Below are 19,012 nucleotides of genomic sequence, written 5' to 3' on the forward strand. Positions count from 1 at the left end.
TATAGCTATTCTATAACTAATATTAAAGATTAAGTACAATCGGTATCGGGTTGTTAGACAAATTTTTAAACAGAGCTGAGTGCATGGAAACCAAGGGTGTTTAGCGCCTCAATGGATATATGATGAAAAGACGAGTTATTCAGACTAGAAAAATAACCACTGATGAAGCTGAGCGGTGTGCAACAGAGGCGCTTCAAGTCATTGGAACGATCCAATCGCACGGATTTCAATTAGTGTTCGATCCCGACACGCTGTGTATTGTGCAACACTCTGATAATTTGCTTGATTTACTCAAATTGACCACAGCTCAACATCCATCCAATAACATTCCTGTTATAGGAACTTCTCTCGAACAATGGCTCTGTTTGGTGGATGAGCATAGTTTGTGCGCATTATCATCTAAGCGTACAACTACGATTGCTCTGCAAGAGTCAGGGGTGATTAAAGGTTCTCAGTGGAGCTGCCGTGGGCACATAAGTGATAGATGGATCAGTTTAGAGTTTTGTCCTAATACGCATGAGATCTATGATCCAAAGGTGTTAACATCCCAATTAGATCGATTGCTCGAACTACTTAAAGCAGCTCACGATGAGACGGAGCTCTTTAAAACGCTGGTATGTCAGATGCAACATTATACGCATTATGATCGTGTGATGATGTATCGTTTCTTACCGGATTGGTCGGGTGAGGTGGTTGCTGAGTCCGTTTCTGAACGTGAACGGGCCAAATATCTCGGTCTGAGATTTCCCGCTGAAGATATCCCCAAGCAAGCGCGTCAGTTGTATACATTAAACCCCATCCGTCTGTTTGCCGATATTAATGCCCCTGCTTCAACGTTAGTGCCCGCATTTTTGCCCAGTGGAGAGCCGTTTAACCAAAGCTTTTCTATTTTGCGCAGCATGTCAGATATGCATCGCTGTTATTTGAATAATATGGGGGTTCAATCGTCGTTATCATTGTCTATCAAACAAGGCGAGAAACTCTGGGGGATGATCGTATTTCATCATAATGAAGCCAAGATCCCGCCCAATGATATGTTGGTACAGTTACAGACATCGGGTGAGTTGTTTAGCGAAATGATTACATCTTATTTGCTTCCCGCAGCTGATATTAAACGGCTCACTTATTTGATGAATGTCAAATCGCATATTGATGCAACATTTGCTCAAGCGAAAATGGCCGATGTGTCAAATGCTTTATTTGAGTCTGTGTTGCTCAGATTGTATGAAGTGACAAGCTATAGCTTCATTGGAATTATTTATGGTAGACAGTGTTATTGCATTCATAACGGCACATTTTTAACGCCAAGGATTGAGACTATTCAGGCATTGCAAGAGCTGTTAGCGGATTCGAAAAGTAGTACGTTTCGCTCCGATAATCTATACAAAAGCGTTGGTATCATTCCAGGCCTTGATAATATGGCTGGGATCTATCTTCTTCGTTCTCAAATTCCGAATGACTTTTATGTTTTTATCGGTAAAGAAGAAATCGTCAAAAGTATTAAGTGGGGTGGGGTGCCTCAAACCGTCGATATTGTGATTAAAAATAATCAACGCTATTTAGAACCACGCAGCTCATTTGCACTGTGGCGCCAGCAGGTCACTGGAGAATGTTCGGCCTGGGAGGAGAAGGATACGCTCCTTTTAGAGATGATTTTTAGCGCAGTCAAAGACTTTTTAAGCGCCAAACACAGCCAAATGCGTATGGAGCAACTGGAAAAAAGTGTTTATTTTGATCCACTTACGGGGCTTGCGAACCGTATGCATTTAAAATATTTTATTGAAAACTTTAAAGAGCAGTCTTCAGTTCAATATATCTCGGTTCTCTTTATCGATTTAGATAATTTTAAAGATATCAATGATTTTATGGGCCATGAGACGGGCGATCGGATCTTGATGACCGTGGCTCATCGCTTAAGCGAGAACGTTAAACCCAGCGATCTGGTCGTTCGTTTAGGGGGCGATGAATTTGTCGTGGTTTTAACGCATCCAGTCCTGCCAGAACCCTCATTGGCGAGATTAGTGGCTGAACGAATCACCCATCGTATCAGTCAACCCATACTTGATAATGCCCATACAATAGTGATCACTCCGAGCATGGGAATTATCACTGAAGATGTGACCCAGTTAGATTTTAATGAAACGTTAAAACAAGCCGATATTGCCATGTATTCGGCAAAAAATAAGGGTAAAAATTGTTTTCATGTTTTTGATTCTCGTGATCAGGATCTATTTAATAAAAAAGCAATTTTAACCATGGATCTCAGAGAGTGTATTGCGCAAAATGGAATTGAATTGAGCTACCAACCACAGGTGAATAGTCAAAAAATGCTCTGTGGTATTGAGGTGTTGGCGCGTTGGTTCCATCCTAAATTTGGGAACGTAGGACCTGATACTTTTATTGAAATTGCGGAAAAGAACAGTTTAATCTACTCACTGGGGCTACAGATTTTTGAAAAAGCATGTCAGCAATTAGCGCTGTGGCAAGATAACGATAAACTGCCGGATAGCTATACACTGTCAATCAATATCAGCCCTATTCAATTGATTGAACCGGCTTTCGAACGGGATATCTTACAGCTATTACGTCAATATAATGTGCCTAAGCACTCGATTCGCCTTGAGATCACCGAATCTGTTTTTATGAATAATTATCAAACTGCGATAGGGGCATTAAGTCGATTAAGAAAACATGGTATGACTATTTCTTTAGATGATTTTGGTACGGGGTTTTCCTCACTGAATTCCTTATGGAAACTGCCCATCGATGAATTAAAAATTGATAAATCTTTTGTTTCTAATATGAACATAGATGATAATTTATTTACGATGGTTGAAAGTGTGATGTCGTTGTGCAAAAAATTGCAGCTAGAAGTGGTCGCAGAAGGCGTTGAGCGGAAAATCGAGTACAGCATCCTCAAAGGATTAGGATGTGATATCTATCAAGGCTATTTTTTCAGTAAACCGTTATCTGCAGAAGATTTTGCAAAGGAATATCTCAATGGATAAGCAACTACTAAGTGAACAACTAAAAACTCGGACTTGGCACTTACATAATCAGTTGGATCATCAGCCGATTTTAAAATGTTTAATTGCTAAAGATATTGATGTGGTCGCTTATCAAAAGGCAATGCGTTGTTTTCATAATTGCTTTGTACGATGGCAGCTTGATTTTGAGCAAGCTGCAACATTATTCTTGCCACCAGAATTTGCGCGTATTGATTGCCAAATTAACAGCCTTAAACAAGATGTTGCCTACAGCCCTAATGCATCACCAGAGGAAGCCTTGCGGCCTTCGGCGTTAAAACTGCAACGATTAGAAGATTACTTGGGATACAGTTATGTCATGCATGGTTCGCATATGGGTGGGAAGATGATCTATAAACGCCTTAGCCAAGCGAGTGCTTTGCAGGGACTTCCATTGGCTTATTTTTCGGCTTTGGCTCATTCTCGTCCAGCCATAGAAGGCTGGGATGTATGGAAACATCAGTTTGATCAATATGTTGAAGAACACACACTTGATCCCAGCGCCATTATTGATGCTGCTATTGACTGTTTTACCCAGTTAGTTGCTTGGTTTGCTGATGAGCACCAGTTTGAGCCAATCTCCTAGTCAATACAATTGGTGACAAAGTTTTTAATACCCTTTTGCCTGGCATCATGTTATTGGCTTTTTGCTGGGATGATTTGTGGCTATTGATCGTTATGTTGTCTACCTAACCAAGCGGCTCCGCGGATTCCACTACTATCACCATGCACCGCCGTACGTATGGGGGTGTTATGGTAGTGACCGAATGTATATTGGCCAATCCGCTGATTAATCCCATCGAATAGTTGCGGAACATTTGATAAACCACCGCCAATGACAATCACATCCGGGTCGAGTAGATTAATGAGCATGGCAAAACAGCGGGCGAGTTGATCTTGGAAGCGTTCGAAACACTGACTGGCTAGCTTGTTTTGGTTTTGCAGTAACTGGTTAAAAAAAGTAACACTATCTACGGGATAACCATAGTGATAGGTGAGCTGGCGGTTGATACCTGTTCCAGATATAAACGATTCAATACAGTTCAATTGGCCGCAATAACAAGATACACTTGGTCCATCCACAGATTCGCGGTAATGTGGTAGAGGAATGTGTCCCCATTCACCGCAGTTGCCATTTTTCCCTTGTTGTAGTTGGTGGTTGACAACATAGCCACCCCCACATCCTGTTCCAAGAATGACGCCAAATACACTATGTGCATCTTGCCCCGCACCATCGACTGCTTCAGATAGTGTGAAACAGTTAGCATCATTACTAATACTAACCGGGCGCTGGAAGATCTCTTCTAAATCATGCTGAAAGGGGTGCTGGTTGATGACTAAAATATTGGAATTTTTGATAAGTCCTGTTGATGGGTCGATACTACCGGGTAAACAGATACCCAGATTACAGGGATGATCAAGGGTTGATTCCGCTGAGTGAATCATTGCAACGATATGCTGAGTGAACTCATCATAACTGGTTTTACAAGTTGCTTCACGGCGCTTGTAGATACCCAGTCCTGATGAATCAAAAACTTGGATTTCTGTTTTGGTCCCGCCTATATCTAATCCAATATTGAACATTTTTCGCCCTTACGTATTGATTAAATGTGTTATTTTTTCCACAAAAATAGCAGATTATATGCTGTTAAATCATTCAAGTTTAGGTCAGCTTTTGCAATAGCTGGAAATGTGGTTTGCGAGAGTGCTCACAGTTGCACTGACAGCCGTGTTATGAACACTTAAAAATGAAAAATGTAAACAACCACTGAAAATAGGGCTGTTAGGGTATGATGGATCAAGGTGATTATTTATTAGCTTATAGGGAGCTGCCTCGCATCATGCCGAGCTGAAATGTGCTTGTAAGCGTTGCGGGGAAAGGCTAGAGCGATCGGTGGTGGCATGTTTATCATCTTAATTGATCATTGGTTTTGCCTGCTATTTTTATACGAATAATAAACCTGCTTATCGCTAGGTTGCCTCATCAACAGTAAGGGAAATAATGAGTTTGTTTAAGTCAGTGATGACTAAGGCCAACATGGATTAAAAAGCCCTTGTGCCAGTTTTTCACTGACTAAAGTCCTATTTTTTGTAAGCGGCTAAAATGGCGATAGCAGCTTTATCTATATTCTTGATAGTTAGAGTTTCCTATTAGCCATTCATTTTTGAGAAAATAGTTTCTTCAGTATGGTAATTTAATGTAAGAAGCAACGTTGATTTCACATACATGACGTCACATAAAGAGACCTACTACTTAAATCAGGAAAGGATTTTCAGTTGATGCCCCTCCCTTCATTGAACGACATTAACCCTGTAGCCGCATCACTCGAAGCGTCGTCGATTCGTGCTATTGCCAATTTCGGTATGACACAAGAAGGGGTGATCCCTTTGTGGTTCGGTGAATCAGATATCGTCACACCGGAATTTATTTGTCAGGCTGCATTTGATAGTTTGGCAGCAGGCCAAACACGCTATACCCCCAACAATGGCATACTGGCGTTACGTCAGGCATTATCTTCTTATCAAACAACGCTTTTTAATCAATCGTTTGATGAAGACAATATTGTAGTGACGGTCTCTGGCACCAATGCGGTGATGTTAGCCGCACAAACAATCATTAGTCCTACCGATAAAGTCGTGGTGATAACGCCAGCATTTCCGACACTGATGGCAATTCCTCGCTTACTTGGTGCACAAGTCATTGAATTTCCTCTCACGCAAATGCAAGGACGCTTCGAATTAGATCTCAATGGTTTATTCAAAATCCTTAAAGGGGCTCGGGCATTGGTGATTAATTCCCCAGCGAACCCGACAGGTTGGGTTGCCAGTTTTGCTCAACTTTGTGCGATTGCAGAGTTTTCTCGTCAAATGGGAATTTGGGTGATTTCTGATGAGGTATACAACCGTCATGTCTATCAAGGTCAATGTGCGCCATCTTTTGCTCAGATTATGAATGAAGATGATAGAATTATTATTTGTAACAGTTTTTCTAAGGCGTGGTGTATGACCGGATGGCGCTTAGGTTGGTTAACACTGCCCAAAGTATTAAGGCCAACGATCACTAAACTCATTGAATTCAATGTTTCTTGTGCACCAGCGTTTGTACAAGCGGCTGGATTGGCCGCAATTACTCAAGGTGAGGTATTTTTACAGCAAACATTGGTGCGCTTTCGCCAATCCCGCACTATGGTTTATGATGCTTTGAATGATGTGGACGGTATTACATTATATGACATGCCTGCTACTTTTTATGCTTTTATAAAAGTGGATGGGCTGGCGGATGACAGTCAAGCTTATATTCTTAACATGATCCGAAATGAAAAAGTGGGCGTTGCACCAGGCGAAGCTTTTGGTGAAGCAGGAAAGGGGCATCTACGCATCTGTTATGGTCAAAATCATCAATCATTGGCGCTTGCATTGCAACGTTTGAGACGATACTTATCCTGTTACCATAATTAGCCAGTTTGTGGATGTTCGATTATCTATTTGTATTTTCAGACGAGAAAATACTGGTATCGCCTAGGTGATTACTGCCATTATCGAATATTTATAAGACTTGTTTAAACCGAACCGCTTTATAGTTTATCCGTCTATTTACGGCGATAGCCTCTTGGCCTCATTTTCATTGTTAAAGCGGGTTCTTCGTGACCGGGCGTTAACTGGAATTGCACGGCGTCCGTCATGAGAAATCCCAATCGCTCATAAAAATGAACGGCATCCTTGCTGACTTGAAGTGCCGTGACTTGAAGTGTGTTTTGGTTCAATCCTCTGCCTATAATCAATTCGACTATATTGCGGCCAATGCCCATGTGCTGTAGCGCCTGAAGCACATAGAAAGCCCAAATATACGTAATGTCATGTCGTGTGGCGTACACGCAACATGCAACAATATGCTGGTCTTCCATGACCACAATAACTTTTTCTTCAACCTTTTCTTTGTTGCACGAGAGTATACCGCCCAAACTTTCGTCACCGAGCCCTGCTATTATCGAGGATGTCACCTCGTCGCCTATTTGAGCCCGATAAGTTTCGGCCCAACTCTTCTCGAGAAAGTGTCGCAATAGGTCTTTATTTGAAGGATTGCTCACATCAAAATCGCTAATATAATTTATCAGTTGTTACCCACTTTTTATGCATTCCGAAGTCGTTAAAACGGATCATACTGCAAAATGAGGTTTAACTAAAACGGATATGGAGGCTGCTGTATACTAGATCTGCCGTTAAAGTGCTCGTTTGTAATGTATTTCGTATTTGATTCGGATAAATTTAGATCACGGCAATCGCTTTATCTCATTATCGTCAAGATCACATTATTCAATGATGGCCGTTATATGTGCGCTCATATGGATTGAATCTAAGCTTTCATCGTCATGGATTCAAAAGCACAATGATTGGTCTTGAATATAAAGTGATTTCCAAGCGACTAAGGCTTCATTATGATTTTTTCTTGGTAATCCAATAAAAAGTGTTTAATGTAGGTGAATCTCACTGAATAGGATTTCTTTTGGATTTCTCATCACCGTATCAACCTTTTCAACCGACTTTAACGTGTGTGGGTCAAGATCGATTTGGATTGAATCTACAAATTCAAAAGCCCAGTCCGTCATTATCTGAGACGATCTATGCCTTTGTTGAAGTAAAAACTGACCATCCTACGATGTATCCTATTGTGCCAGATGGAACCAATATTCTGTTTTTCTCTGTGTGTTCTGAATTATTTGGAGGCACACAATCATCTATTTTAGATGTTCCTCTGAATGAAGAACGAAGGCCTTATTTTGGTATTTGGTTTCAGCCTGGAAAGGTACGTAGTTTCTTTGATGTTGATGTTTCAGAGGTAACTAACAAATTAATAAATTTAGATTTTTTGGAAAATAGCGCGTTTTTATCATTACAAGAAAATTTGTATGAAAAGAGCTCATTTAAGGAGCGTGTTGCTTATAGTGAAGCACTACTGCTAAAGCATGTTGCACCTAGAAGCCTGCCTGCCCAATTGAAATATGCATTGCTTCTAATTTATCGTGAGAGCGGTATGACCAGCATGACTCAATTAGCAAGCGAAGTAGGCTTGAGCACTCGTCATATGAATCGCCAGTTTTTACTATATACGGGGCTGACCAGTAAAGCGTTTGCTCAGACCATTCGTATGAACCAATATTTAAAACGATGTTACCAGGATGTCGGCTCATATCTACATCATGGGTTGGATCTTGGATTTTTTGATCAGTCCCATCTCCTTAAAACCATCGCTCAACATGGCATTTATTCGCTTTCTGCAATTTCGCAGCAATTCATGTCCAATTTTTACAAGCCTCGTGGCTAAGTTACTCGCATACTCGTTAACTGTTATTTACTAAACGAACGTGAGGGAAGTATGAAATTTTCTAAATCGGATATTGTCACTATGTCGCAAGGCGGCTTTTTTGGTGAAGGCAATGCGCAATTGCCCAGTGATCAAATGTTGATGATTGACGAAATTTCACATATTGATACCATCGGTGGTCAATACAACAGGGGCTTATTAACCGCAGGTCTAGTGATTAGACCTGATGATTGGTTCTTTGCTTGCCACTTTCAAGGCGACCCTGTGATGCCAGGTTGTTTAGGGTTGGATGCACTTTGGCAACTATTAGGTGTGTTTTTAGGGTGGTCTGGTTTACCGGGAAAAGGTCGTGCTTTGGGTGTAGGAAAAGTACGTTTCACCGGACAAATTTACCCCGATGCCAAGGCTATTGAGTACCAAGTGCATATAAAACGAATCATCAAAAAGCCGCTTGGGATGGGCATCGCTGATGGCATGGTTCTGCTCAATGGTGATGTGATCTATGAGGCAACAGATTTGAAAGTGGGGTTAATCACATCAGCTTAGTTTTAGATGCCTTTTAAACGATCAATGTGCCGTTCATCTTAAGTATTTGTTCTCTTTAAGAGGGCGGAAGTTTATTCGCCAAATGCGCGTTTCACAACGCGTCGCGACATGTTCAGTGTCGATGGTTCGATGAAAAAACATCACATATCGTTATTCATGGGCATTATGGCATTTTCTTGATCGCGTACTTTATTTCAATTTTCTTCGCAATCCCCTAAATTGATCGTAGCTAAGCCCTAGGGACTTCGCTGCGAGCCGCTGGTTGTGTTTGTTGTCATTGAGCGCCTGTTGGATGAGCCGTTGTTGAAGCTGCAGAGTTTGCTCTTTTAACCCCATTGATGCGGTTAACGATTTGGATTCTAGGTATGTTTCCTGTTCCTTTAATACGGCATTGTTTGAACGGGGAACCAAATAAGTAAAAGGATTCAGTACAATCTGATCTACTGGTGTGTGTTGAAAACCACAGCGATAAATCGAACGCTCGATCACATTTTTTAGTTCGCGGATATTACCAGGCCAATGGTGTTGTTGTAATACCGCTAGCGCGTTTTCACTAAAACCTTGGAAGTATTCCCAGCCTAATTCACTACTGAGTTTCATGGCAAAAAAGTTGGCCAACTCCTCGATGTCCTCTTTTCTATCGCGCAGCGGAGGCACCTGAATCACATCAAAGGCTAGGCGATCCAATAGGTCGGCGCGAAATTTCCCATGCTCACTGAGAACCGGTAAATCCGCGTTAGTCGCGGCGACAATACGTACGTCAACCCGTTGGGTCTTACCACTGCCAAGCCGCTCGAATTCACCATATTCAATCAGTCGTAATAACTTTTCTTGCACTCGCAATGACATGGTCGCGAGTTCGTCGAGAAATAAAGTGCCCCCATCTGCTCGTTCGAATCGCCCCTGATATCTTTTTGTCGCCCCCGTAAAGGCGCCTGCTTCATGACCAAATAACTCACTTTCCATCAGGCTATCGCTAATAGTTGCACAGTTTAGGCTAATGAAAGCTTGATCCCAGCGGGGGGATAGATAGTGCAGGCGCTCGGCGATCAGCTCTTTACCGCTGCCTCGTTCACCACAGATTAAGATGGGGCGATTAATTTGCGCCAGAATGGAAGCATGATCAAGTGCGTTTGCCAGTGCTTGTGAGCTACCGATGACTCTTTGATTATTCTCCATAGATCGGCCTAATGTTTCCAATGAATGGGGTTAAATTAACCAATTTAATTGGTTAAAAATACCTTTATTTGGTTTTTTTGACCGCAGAAAATTTATCGTAATAGAGTGATAAGCCAATAAGTTTAATTTAATCAATATATTATAGATATTGGCACAAAAACTGTACTAATAAAGCTGTAATCGCAAAAGTAGTTATTCATTAGCATTAAGAAAGAGGATAAGTCGATGGGCATTTTTTCTAGAATGACAGATATTATTAACAGCAATTTGACGTCTATATTGGATAAGGCTGAAGATCCCAAAAAGATGATTCGAATGATGATTCAAGAGATGGAAGAAACCTTAGTTGAGGTGCGTTCTAGCTCTGCACGGGTGATAGCCGATCGTAAAACTACCGGTCGCCGCTTAGAACGTATGCGCAGTGAAGCGACCGAGTGGGAAAATAAAGCCATGCTGGCTATCAGCAAAGGGCGAGAAGACTTAGCTCGCGCTGCTTTGGCAGAAAAGCAGCAACTTGAAAAAGAAATGATGTCCATTGATCAAGAGCTGGCCGTGTTAGATGATCACCTTGAACATTTGCATGAAGAAGTGGGTCAGCTACAGAGCAAATTGAATGATGCGAAGGCTAAACAAAAAGCCATGTTACTCCGTCAATCTAGCGTACAAAGCCGGATTCGTGTTAAACGTCAGAATCACAAAGAAGCGTTAGATGACGCGTTTGAAAAATTTGAGCGTTTTGAGCGTCGCGTCGATAATCTAGAAGGCCAACTTGAATCCATGGACATCGGGATGGAGCCCAAAGCCGATCTCAAATCACAGATTGATGCCTTGGCATATGATGACGATATCAATGATGAATTGGCCCGATTGAAAGAGAAAATGACCAAGGCAAACTAAGCTGAAAACATATCAGCCCAGAGAACGTAGGGAATTGTATTATGAGTATGGCCGCATTTTTGTTTGTCCCCACCGTCATCTTTATGTCGGTGGTCGCACCCATCTGGTTGGTACTGCATTACCGCAGCAAGAATCGTGCGGTGAAAGGTTTGGATGAAGGTGATAAGCAGGAATTGGAATCTTTGCTGATGCAGGCGGATAAACTGACGGAGAGAGTGCAAGCATTAGAGCGTATTCTCGATGTAGAGAGTCCAAATTGGCGCCAACGACAAGGATGATGTATCTCCTAATCATGAACAGAATGCGCATGCGCTGGTGGATGGAAAACTAAGAGGATCGAGATAATGAAATATAAAGATAAAAAATCCCATGGTTGGGGGCTGAATTTATATCGTAATGAGGAACAAGGACGCATAGGTGGTGTGTGTGCAGGCCTTGCCGATCATTTTGATGTGGCGCCATGGGTCGTGCGACTATTTACTTTTGGTAGCTTTTTTTTCCTTGGTGGATTTGTCGTCTTTGCGTATCTCGCGTTATGGTTTTTTTTAGATGTGCGACCAGCGGGCGGCGATGGCTACGAATATGAGTACGATGAGCATCAGCGAAGCTATCGCCCAAAAAAGATGTTTAAGTATTCCGATAGTGCCAATTCACGCTTGCGCCGTGCTAAAGAAAAATTAGATGATGTCACGGGGAGAGTGAGCGATATGGAGCGGCACGTCACGTCAAGAAAATTCGATTTAGACCGTGAGTTTTCGAAAATGCATGATTGATCTTGCATAGAGCATGTCTAGATAATCTGCCAAACCAAAGGCAAGGTATATTGACGGGCATATTGAAACGACTAGATAGAAGCACCTATTGTTTCCCATGAGATCCAAGGACAGCTTCTCTAAGTTGATATGCTAGTTGCTTTTATGGTGCTGAAAACCTTGTATAGCATGAGTGCCACATAACTTTGAGTGTTTCAGTAACGGAGTCAGTAAGGAAAACTTGGCATAAAACGTCACGTTTTCCAAATAGACATATTGTAACGAGCCTGAGAAGTATAGCGGGTAGACGGCTTGTCAAAGAATCTGCATGAGTTGGATGCTTTGAAGCGACTAACTACAGCGGAAGATCTAAGGTGATCAATTTCAGCTCACTGATATAAAAAGTTTAATGCGTTGAACGATGGCCGTCATAGGTCAATGCCTACTGCAAAAATTTGAGTCTGACGTATCATATCGAAAGATATTATTCAGGGTGATTTACCAATCAATACCTTGTCGAGCTTTGAGGCCATGATCAAAAGCATGCTTACGTGATTGCACTTCACTGACTGTATCAGCTAATGCCATTAAACGTCGATGCGCCCCGCGTCCGGTAATGATGACCGACATGTCGATGGGGCGATGTTCAATAACCTCAATTACTTCATCTAAGTCGATGTAGTCGTAACTCACCATATAGGTGAGCTCATCAAGAAGAACCACATCTAAATTTGGATTAGCAAGCATGGCTTTGCCTTGCTGCCACACCGCCTGGGCCGCGCGGCGATCATGCTCTTTATTTTGCGTATCCCAAGTAAAACCAGTGGCCATCACCGCAAACTGTACGCCATGTTGGGCTAGTAGATTGCGCTCGCCACACGCCCATGTCCCTTTGATAAATTGCACAACGCCAGCTTGTTGACCATGTCCAACAGCACGGGCCACGGTTCCAAAACCAGAAGTCGATTTACCTTTGCCATTACCCGTGATCACCAGCACTAACCCGCGCTCGTGTTGCGCGCTAGCTATACGCTCATCAATCTGACTTTTGAGCTTTTGTTGACGTTGTTGGTAACGATCGGTATCGCTCATGTGATTTGTTCCTGTTATTTCTCTGTTGCTTGCGCGCGAATATATGCCCACATCTGCTCGAGCGGCTCGGCAAAACTGGCATTTAGCAGAGGGAACCGATGGAATGTTTTAGGATCCAAGGAAATTTGCTCAACATGAAAGCCTGCTCGAGTGCCATAGCGTTTCCATGGATTACGACAGAACAAGCGAAACCAGCGTTCAATAAATTGACCGAGTTGCTCAAGTGAATAAACCTGACCATGGCCTTGCATTAACAGATCAATCAGAATACTTTTGGGCCACATTTGCCGGATCAAATAACTATCCATGATGCTATCGCAAATGATATAAGGCATGAGATCTTCTTCGTCCGTTTGTTCAACAGGACGCAGCTCTGCAGTCGGTTGCTGTACATTGATCTGGCCCATTGCTGGAATGGTTAAGCGATGAAAGCCATGGAATCCCTCTACAGGGAGGCCTTGTTTTTCCAGCCAATGGTTAATCTTGCGAATGCGTGTTTTTGATAACCCTGAAACGACTGAAAGTACTCCAGAGGTATCGCCATCCATCGTGGCATATCCGAGAGCTGATTCGGATAAGTTGGATGTGGCTATCAGCAGTTTATTCTCACGGTTAGCCAACATCCAGACGCCTGGACTACGACTACGGGCTTGAATGTTTTGCAGCGCGATATCGTCATCTTTCCAGTTCAGCGGGCGTTCAGGGTAGATCTGGTTTACCAGCTCGATGTAGTCATCGACGATGGTTTGTACGTTCCAATGTTGGAAATTAGCGCCGATATTCTCTGATACAGCTTGGGCTGCATTAAAGGTAATTGCCGAACTATTGTCAGTTCCTTGATAGAGACAGAGCAAGACCTTGGGCATGACATATTGATGTAACCAATGCGTATAATCACCGAGTTCATCGCTGTATTGTGGAATGTCGTCAAGCCAAATCGTTGGTAGAGCTTGACGATAGTCGTTTGCGCCCAGTTGGTGCAAAGCTAGATAATGAGACAGATAGACTAACGTCGCCGCCAAACCTGAATCGGCACCACCTGACATACTCACGACAAAGCCATGCGTATGGGTGCGTTGCATCCAATCCCAAAGCCCATTGGCTAACGCATAGCAAATCTCGCTATGGATGCGATCATCATGGCTGAGATCGTCCCAAAATTCATTCATCTCATCGTTGGCTGGAAGCGACTGTTCAGTGACCTGCCAAGGCGGTGTGGATGTGGTGAGCAAATAAGGTAGCGTGATGTCAGACTGTGCCTTAAAAATATTAATGGACTCGCTACTGAGAATGCGTGTCACTCGGTTGGCGCTGAGATTGACTAAGGCATGATTGAGCAGTACCTCTTGGCAGTTAAGGCGTTCGCCATAAGAGACCATGCGTCCTTCAGAGGCGATCATACATCCTGCATCAAATATACTGGTTCCATTCTCGGTGCCATTGAGGTTGGCATAAGCGTAAACGACCCCAAAGGCTCGCGATCCTTCTAAAATAAATTGCTCACGAACATCAAATTTACCGCTGGCAAAATGAGATGCGCTCGGGTTTAAGATTAAATCGACATTGCGTTGATACAGATCGCGTCCAGGGCGATTACTGATCCATGAGTCTTCGCAGGTTTCAAATCCAATGCGCACGCCGTGAGAGTCTATCACCAAATCCCCCATTGGAACTTGATAATGCGGGTGCTGAACGACTTGGCCACGCGGCCATGCTTCAAACCAACGGGGTTCGTAATGTAACCCGTTGCGAGCTAAAAATTGTTTACAGGAAAAACCATGTAAACCATCGGCGCTGAAAATGGCTGACGCGTTATACACTTGCCCACCGGGGTAGAGCAGTGGAAGGCCAAGGCTAATGAGCATCGGTTGCTGATCTTGGCCTAGGGTTTGGGCGGCTTTGAGTACATCTTGCAACGCGGCCATGGCCGCTTCATGAAATTCTTGAAAGGTGAAATTATCTTCACAACCATAACCGGTTAACGCCAGCTCTGGCATCAATAATACGTTGCTACCGCATTCATAGCCTTGCTCAATTGCGCGTATGATCCGTGCGATATTACCTTTAAAATCAAATGGAAGCTGGCGCAAAGAAGCCGTTGCAATCGTTAAATAATCAGCCATGATTGATTCCTTATGAGGCCCAAGTGACACGGTATACTTTTTTTAGATAATCGACGAACTGTTCATCTTCACATAGGTTTTTACCGGGTGCATCAGAGATTTTCGCGACGGGACGACCGTTGACATGGACAAGTTTCATGACAATATTCAGCGGAGACACATCATCCAGATCGCAGGATAAATAGGTTCCGATGCCAAACGAGATTTTAATACGCCCTTCAAAGTAGCGGTAGATACTGACCATCTGCTCAAAGTTGAGACCATCACTGAAGACTAATGTCTTAGTCATTGGATCAATATTGAGGTTTTCATACATCTTAATGGCTTTATCGCCAAATATGCGCGGATCACCCGAATCATGGCGTAGGCCATCAAAAAGTTTGGCAAAATAGAGGTCAAAATCGCGAATAAATGCGTCCATTCCGATCACATCAGTCAACGCGCAGCCGAGCCGTCCACGGAACTCTTTCACCCAACACTCGAGCGTATGCTTTTGCGAATTTGCCAGTTGAATCCCAACTTGTTGAGAAAGCATAAATATTTCATGAGCCATCGTGCCAATGGGCGTTAACCCCATGGCTTTGGCCATGTACATGTTGGATGTTCCGCTGAAAACCCCAGGTAACAGCTCTTTAAACTGGCTGACCATGCGATATTGAGTGGCTGAGCTAAACCGTCGACGGGTACCAAAGTCAGCAAACATTAAGTTTTTCATCTGGTAACGTTCGATTTGTTCTTTTAACCAATTTACTTTGGTGGTGATCTTTTGATCAACATCCGCAATGGTTTTGTTACCGTGGTTGTTGCGGTTATAAACTTCAGAGATAGTGGATAAAACCGGCATTTCAAAGTGGTTGATGTGCATCAACGGGCCACGAGTGCGTACTGAAAGTTGGCCATTTTCTTCGCTAATTTTTAAAAATCGCGTTTGATAAGACCACATTCTTACCCACTCGATGAAATCTTTGGTGTACCAAGGAACCTTAGCAAGCCATTCAATTTCATCATCAGTGAACTTTAAGCCATTTAAATTTTCCAGTTCTTGTTCGATTTCATCTCGATAGGGGCGCAAGTCAACGTCACTTCGTACGACTAGTTTGTACTCTGCATCTTCCACATAGGGATACTGATGCATGAAGCACTGCCACATATTCATTTTGTAGAAATCATTATCTAATGCGGAAAAATTTAAATGTTCTCGAAATAAGGGTACTGATGACTGCATAACTGTTCCTTGGTTGACTAACAAGTCAACTAAATAAATTGCTGTACCCCGCAAGATACAACATGCGTCTGGACTCAGTGTCAGGCTGAAGTAGCGTTGCCTATACGGCAACTTACTCGATTAATTACGGTCAGTATTACGCCATATAACGGCAAAAACAAAATGATATTAATCATTAATTTAACCCAATAATCGACTTCAGCGATGCTTACCCAATGGGCGGTCATAAATGGATTACTGCCCGCATAAAAAGCAACACTAAAAAAGATAAAGGTGTCTGCTAAATTGCCAATTATTGCTGAACCTGCTGGCGCTGCCCACCATTGTCTGAGTCTACGTAATCGTCTGAATACTATGATATCAAGAAGTTGTCCTGCAAGGTAAGCAGAAAAACTCGCCAGAGCGATTCTTCCGGCAAAGCTATTAAACTGACCAAGCGTCCCAAACCCTTGCCATTGGCCACTAGCGAACAATACATTGAGTAGATATGAGGCAGCTAATGCTGGGACCATGGCTTGTATGATGACGCGTCTTGCCAGCGGGTAACCGTATAAGCGTACGGTTAAATCGCTCATGACAAAAATAAATGGAAAACAAAATGCCGCCCAAGTGCTATGCCAATTGGCGAATGTAAGCGGAAATTGAACCAGATAGTTACTACAAATGATGATAGTGACGTGTGCAATAGTCAGGCCGGCACGAAGCCGTGGGAGTGAATGGGTACTCATTGATTTGTCCTTTTTAGTTGATGCATCTGGGGTGAGGGAACCCAGTGAGGGGCGCAGCATACCGTTTAAAGGCTGTTTGTCAATGGCTGTATGAGCGCTTAATAAATAAGTGGGTAATACTTATCTTTTTATGGGGGATATCAAGACAGATGATCACGATAATAGTGCTAATAGCGGCTTAGTTCTCAACTTCTTATTTATCGAGGTTGTTAAGATGAATAGCGCAATTGACCGAAAATTAGCAACTGCGCTGAGGAGTACACTCTCTAAGCCTGTACCCAAGTATCGTCGCACGGTCGTATATACTGATATATTGCGATGGGCGAGATCATCAAAAGTATTTCGAATTATTTAAACGCGTTGAGCGTGTTCATCGGACGCATTGTATTGGGATCCCACGCGCCCATGGTATATTTTTGAAAATTAGCTGCTTCGGGTTCCCAATACAGCAGCCCTAAGCCACGATTGTTTTTGACTCGATAGACGTAGTTGATCATGGTTGCAACGATTGATTGACTCTCTTTGGCATTCCAAGGTGCACCAATTTCAGAGATGATCACATTTTTATTATAGCGAGAGACCATATCATTGAGGTTGTTATAACACTGTTCTTCTGCGAGTTGCCAGCTTTCACCTGAGACATTGGTGGGATAAATTGATGCACCAATAATGTCGTACTTAGCGCCATACTTACCGATGCCATCAAAGATCCAACGAAATGTACTATTATTTTGGCAATTCGCTAAATGCACAATGACCTTTGCGTTAGGAAAGACGTTTTTTGTCGCGTCATAACCGGTGTTAATCAGCCAAGCAAAGTTGCGCATATTTGCAGAAGCTTTGCCTAGTGGCCACATCATGCCATTGTTAGTTTCATTTCCGACCTGTACATAGGCAGGGGTAATACCGGCATTTTTAAGTTGTGTTAGCGCATCGTGTGTATACCACCACATTGCTTTCATCAAACCATTTAAATCGTAGTTTTTCCAAGCAGATGGTGTGCTTTGGTGACCCGGATCGGCCCATGTATCACTGTAGTGAAAATCAATCATAATTGCCATGCCAGCAGTTTTGGCTCGTTTTGCCTTCTGTAATACATCCTCGATACTATTGTAATAGCCTGAATTGACCCATACGCGTAAACGGATGGTATTTATTCCGTATGATTTTAAAATTGCAAACAGATCTTGGCTTTGCCCCTGACTGTTATTGAAACGATAGCCAGCTGATTCCATTTGTGATACCCAACTGACATCGGCCCCTTTAACAAATGCGTACGCATTTGTTTGGCTAAACATCAATGCCGTTCCCATTACAATAGATAGTAAACGATTCCATTTCATTGTGGCGATCTCCGTGATTGGCGGTTAGCGGACAGATGCGTTATTTTAATTGCTATTATTTAAATTTTTACCCAATGGTTCAGGGATGGTTGCAACTGCTCGATAGTTATCGAAGCATCATCGCAGTGGATTAAAGCATAAGATGATATTTGGATTATTTAACAAGTGTCACAATTGTATGTAATCGATTACAATTTTAATGCGAATGGTTAAATTGATCACAAAATTTTACATGTGAGATACATGTATCGTGAATGAAAGTTAGTATTGAACTCAAACGAACGCTGTTCGGATCGACCTATATTCGATGAGCGTTTTATTTATGTGTGTTGTTTAGTACGTTAGTTATCTTTTTTATCTGGAGCGTGTTGACATTTCAAGGCTACTTTTATAGCAAGTTGGTTGGCTCTTAGGCAAAGACCTTGTTGATGGTAAAAAATCCCCCATAGGGTGTGGAGAAAAACAATGATAAAAATAAATATCTTCCAAATACGCAGATAACAGCAAGGCTTTAAGTCAGCAAATCCACACAACCGTGGGAATGTTTGTCAACTTATCGTGACACTTAGAGACGCGACATCAACTTTTGAAAGTCAAAAGGTCTTGTGTATCTCATTTATGTCATCAATAATAATGATTAATTACGCAATAGTTGATTATGCTGAGTTGCTCTCAAACAATGGCAGTTGTTAAGCCATAAAAACTATCTTGAATGCAACATGAAAGTACAGTTTGTTTTGCCATTTTTAATAGTGTGATTCTTGATGGTCACTATTTA

The 19,012-nt window shown here is 42.5% G+C and carries 16 protein-coding genes; 8 read left to right on the plus strand and 8 right to left on the minus strand.

Annotation, left to right across the window (positions count from 1 at the left end):
• Positions 1 to 122 precede the first annotated feature (122 nt).
• Both ABUE30_RS08085 and ABUE30_RS08090 read left to right on the plus strand, forming a co-directional pair.
• The gene (locus tag ABUE30_RS08085) at positions 123 to 3,008 is read left to right on the plus strand and encodes a bifunctional diguanylate cyclase/phosphodiesterase (protein WP_408623235.1); all 2,886 of its coding nucleotides are present in this window, start codon (positions 123 to 125) and stop codon (positions 3,006 to 3,008) included.
• On the plus strand, positions 3,001 to 3,612 hold the full coding sequence (locus ABUE30_RS08090; RefSeq protein WP_408623236.1) for a biliverdin-producing heme oxygenase: 612 nt from the start codon (positions 3,001 to 3,003) through the stop codon (positions 3,610 to 3,612). The genes ABUE30_RS08085 and ABUE30_RS08090 overlap by 8 nt, the downstream gene beginning before the upstream one ends.
• 80 nt (positions 3,613 to 3,692) lie before the next feature.
• Here the strand turns inward: ABUE30_RS08090 and ABUE30_RS08095 are convergent, their stop codons facing one another.
• Complete coding sequence (locus ABUE30_RS08095; protein WP_408623237.1) at positions 3,693 to 4,610, minus strand: ROK family protein; 918 nt, start codon at positions 4,608 to 4,610, stop codon at positions 3,693 to 3,695.
• Positions 4,611 to 5,306: 696 nt separating this feature from the next.
• Here ABUE30_RS08095 and ABUE30_RS08100 point away from each other — a divergent pair.
• Positions 5,307 to 6,485, plus strand: coding sequence for a pyridoxal phosphate-dependent aminotransferase (locus tag ABUE30_RS08100; protein ID WP_408623238.1), 1,179 nt, complete (start codon positions 5,307 to 5,309; stop codon positions 6,483 to 6,485).
• Between the two features lie 131 nt (positions 6,486 to 6,616).
• On the opposite strand, the gene ABUE30_RS08105 is transcribed toward ABUE30_RS08100, so the two are convergent.
• Positions 6,617 to 7,114, minus strand: a complete 498-nt coding sequence (locus ABUE30_RS08105; RefSeq protein WP_408623239.1) for a GNAT family N-acetyltransferase — start codon at positions 7,112 to 7,114, stop codon at positions 6,617 to 6,619.
• Positions 7,115 to 7,530: 416 nt separating this feature from the next.
• Here ABUE30_RS08105 and ABUE30_RS08110 point away from each other — a divergent pair, with 416 nt between their 5' ends.
• Both ABUE30_RS08110 and fabA read left to right on the plus strand, forming a co-directional pair.
• Entirely contained in the window at positions 7,531 to 8,349 is an 819-nt protein-coding gene (locus ABUE30_RS08110; protein ID WP_408623240.1) for a DUF6597 domain-containing transcriptional factor, read from the plus strand.
• Positions 8,350 to 8,400: 51 nt separating this feature from the next.
• On the plus strand, positions 8,401 to 8,895 hold the full coding sequence (gene fabA, locus ABUE30_RS08115; RefSeq protein ID WP_408623241.1) for a bifunctional 3-hydroxydecanoyl-ACP dehydratase/trans-2-decenoyl-ACP isomerase: 495 nt from the start codon (positions 8,401 to 8,403) through the stop codon (positions 8,893 to 8,895).
• Between the two features lie 189 nt (positions 8,896 to 9,084).
• Here fabA and pspF read toward each other — a convergent pair whose 3' ends face one another.
• Complete coding sequence (gene pspF, locus ABUE30_RS08120; RefSeq protein WP_408623242.1) at positions 9,085 to 10,074, minus strand: phage shock protein operon transcriptional activator; 990 nt, start codon at positions 10,072 to 10,074, stop codon at positions 9,085 to 9,087.
• Positions 10,075 to 10,299: 225 nt separating this feature from the next.
• Between pspF and pspA the strand changes: the two genes are divergently transcribed.
• The 3 genes from pspA (at position 10,300) to ABUE30_RS08135 (ending at position 11,744) form a co-directional block, all read left to right on the plus strand.
• Positions 10,300 to 10,971 carry a phage shock protein PspA gene (gene pspA / locus ABUE30_RS08125; protein WP_408623243.1) on the plus strand — a complete coding sequence of 224 codons (672 nt, stop codon included), beginning with the start codon at positions 10,300 to 10,302 and terminating at the stop codon, positions 10,969 to 10,971.
• 41 nt (positions 10,972 to 11,012) lie between these two features.
• Positions 11,013 to 11,249, plus strand: a complete 237-nt coding sequence (gene pspB, locus ABUE30_RS08130) for an envelope stress response membrane protein PspB (RefSeq protein ID WP_408623244.1) — start codon at positions 11,013 to 11,015, stop codon at positions 11,247 to 11,249.
• A 66-nt stretch (positions 11,250 to 11,315) separates the two neighbouring features.
• Positions 11,316 to 11,744, plus strand: coding sequence for a PspC domain-containing protein (locus tag ABUE30_RS08135; protein WP_408623245.1), 429 nt, complete (start codon positions 11,316 to 11,318; stop codon positions 11,742 to 11,744).
• 477 nt (positions 11,745 to 12,221) lie between these two features.
• On the opposite strand, the gene cobO is transcribed toward ABUE30_RS08135, so the two are convergent.
• The 5 genes from cobO to ABUE30_RS08160 form a co-directional block, all read right to left on the minus strand.
• The gene (cobO, locus tag ABUE30_RS08140) at positions 12,222 to 12,815 is read right to left on the minus strand and encodes a cob(I)yrinic acid a,c-diamide adenosyltransferase (protein WP_408623246.1); all 594 of its coding nucleotides are present in this window, start codon (positions 12,813 to 12,815) and stop codon (positions 12,222 to 12,224) included.
• 14 nt (positions 12,816 to 12,829) lie between these two features.
• A complete protein-coding gene (gene nadE / locus ABUE30_RS08145; protein ID WP_408623247.1) occupies positions 12,830 to 14,938 on the minus strand; it encodes an NAD(+) synthase in 2,109 nt (702 codons plus the stop codon).
• A 10-nt stretch (positions 14,939 to 14,948) separates the two neighbouring features.
• Positions 14,949 to 16,163, minus strand: a complete 1,215-nt coding sequence (gene pncB / locus ABUE30_RS08150; RefSeq protein WP_408623248.1) for a nicotinate phosphoribosyltransferase — start codon at positions 16,161 to 16,163, stop codon at positions 14,949 to 14,951.
• Positions 16,164 to 16,243: 80 nt separating this feature from the next.
• Positions 16,244 to 16,891, minus strand: a complete 648-nt coding sequence (locus ABUE30_RS08155) for a 7-cyano-7-deazaguanine/7-aminomethyl-7-deazaguanine transporter (RefSeq protein ID WP_408623249.1) — start codon at positions 16,889 to 16,891, stop codon at positions 16,244 to 16,246.
• Between the two features lie 347 nt (positions 16,892 to 17,238).
• A complete protein-coding gene (locus tag ABUE30_RS08160) occupies positions 17,239 to 18,234 on the minus strand; it encodes a glycoside hydrolase family 53 protein (RefSeq protein ID WP_408623250.1) in 996 nt (331 codons plus the stop codon).
• Positions 18,235 to 19,012 lie beyond the last annotated feature (778 nt).

The sequence above is a fragment of the Celerinatantimonas yamalensis genome (assembly GCF_046054155.1).
Classification (GTDB): domain Bacteria; phylum Pseudomonadota; class Gammaproteobacteria; order Enterobacterales; family Celerinatantimonadaceae; genus Celerinatantimonas; species Celerinatantimonas yamalensis.

Bases quoted from the DNA above. Each gene is read 5' to 3' on its own strand.
- ABUE30_RS08085 (WP_408623235.1), top strand. From the start codon at position 123: ATGAAAAGACGAGTTATTCAGACTAGAAAAATAACCACTGATGAAGCT.
- ABUE30_RS08090 (WP_408623236.1), top strand. From the start codon at position 3,001: ATGGATAAGCAACTACTAAGTGAACAACTAAAAACTCGGACTTGGCAC.
- ABUE30_RS08095 (WP_408623237.1), bottom strand. From the start codon at position 4,610: ATGTTCAATATTGGATTAGATATAGGCGGGACCAAAACAGAAATCCAA.
- ABUE30_RS08100 (WP_408623238.1), top strand. From the start codon at position 5,307: ATGCCCCTCCCTTCATTGAACGACATTAACCCTGTAGCCGCATCACTC.
- fabA (WP_408623241.1), top strand. From the start codon at position 8,401: ATGAAATTTTCTAAATCGGATATTGTCACTATGTCGCAAGGCGGCTTT.
- pspF (WP_408623242.1), bottom strand. From the start codon at position 10,074: ATGGAGAATAATCAAAGAGTCATCGGTAGCTCACAAGCACTGGCAAAC.
- pspA (WP_408623243.1), top strand. From the start codon at position 10,300: ATGGGCATTTTTTCTAGAATGACAGATATTATTAACAGCAATTTGACG.
- pspB (WP_408623244.1), top strand. From the start codon at position 11,013: ATGAGTATGGCCGCATTTTTGTTTGTCCCCACCGTCATCTTTATGTCG.
- ABUE30_RS08135 (WP_408623245.1), top strand. From the start codon at position 11,316: ATGAAATATAAAGATAAAAAATCCCATGGTTGGGGGCTGAATTTATAT.
- cobO (WP_408623246.1), bottom strand. From the start codon at position 12,815: ATGAGCGATACCGATCGTTACCAACAACGTCAACAAAAGCTCAAAAGT.
- nadE (WP_408623247.1), bottom strand. From the start codon at position 14,938: ATGGCTGATTATTTAACGATTGCAACGGCTTCTTTGCGCCAGCTTCCA.
- pncB (WP_408623248.1), bottom strand. From the start codon at position 16,163: ATGCAGTCATCAGTACCCTTATTTCGAGAACATTTAAATTTTTCCGCA.
- ABUE30_RS08155 (WP_408623249.1), bottom strand. From the start codon at position 16,891: ATGAGTACCCATTCACTCCCACGGCTTCGTGCCGGCCTGACTATTGCA.
- ABUE30_RS08160 (WP_408623250.1), bottom strand. From the start codon at position 18,234: ATGAAATGGAATCGTTTACTATCTATTGTAATGGGAACGGCATTGATG.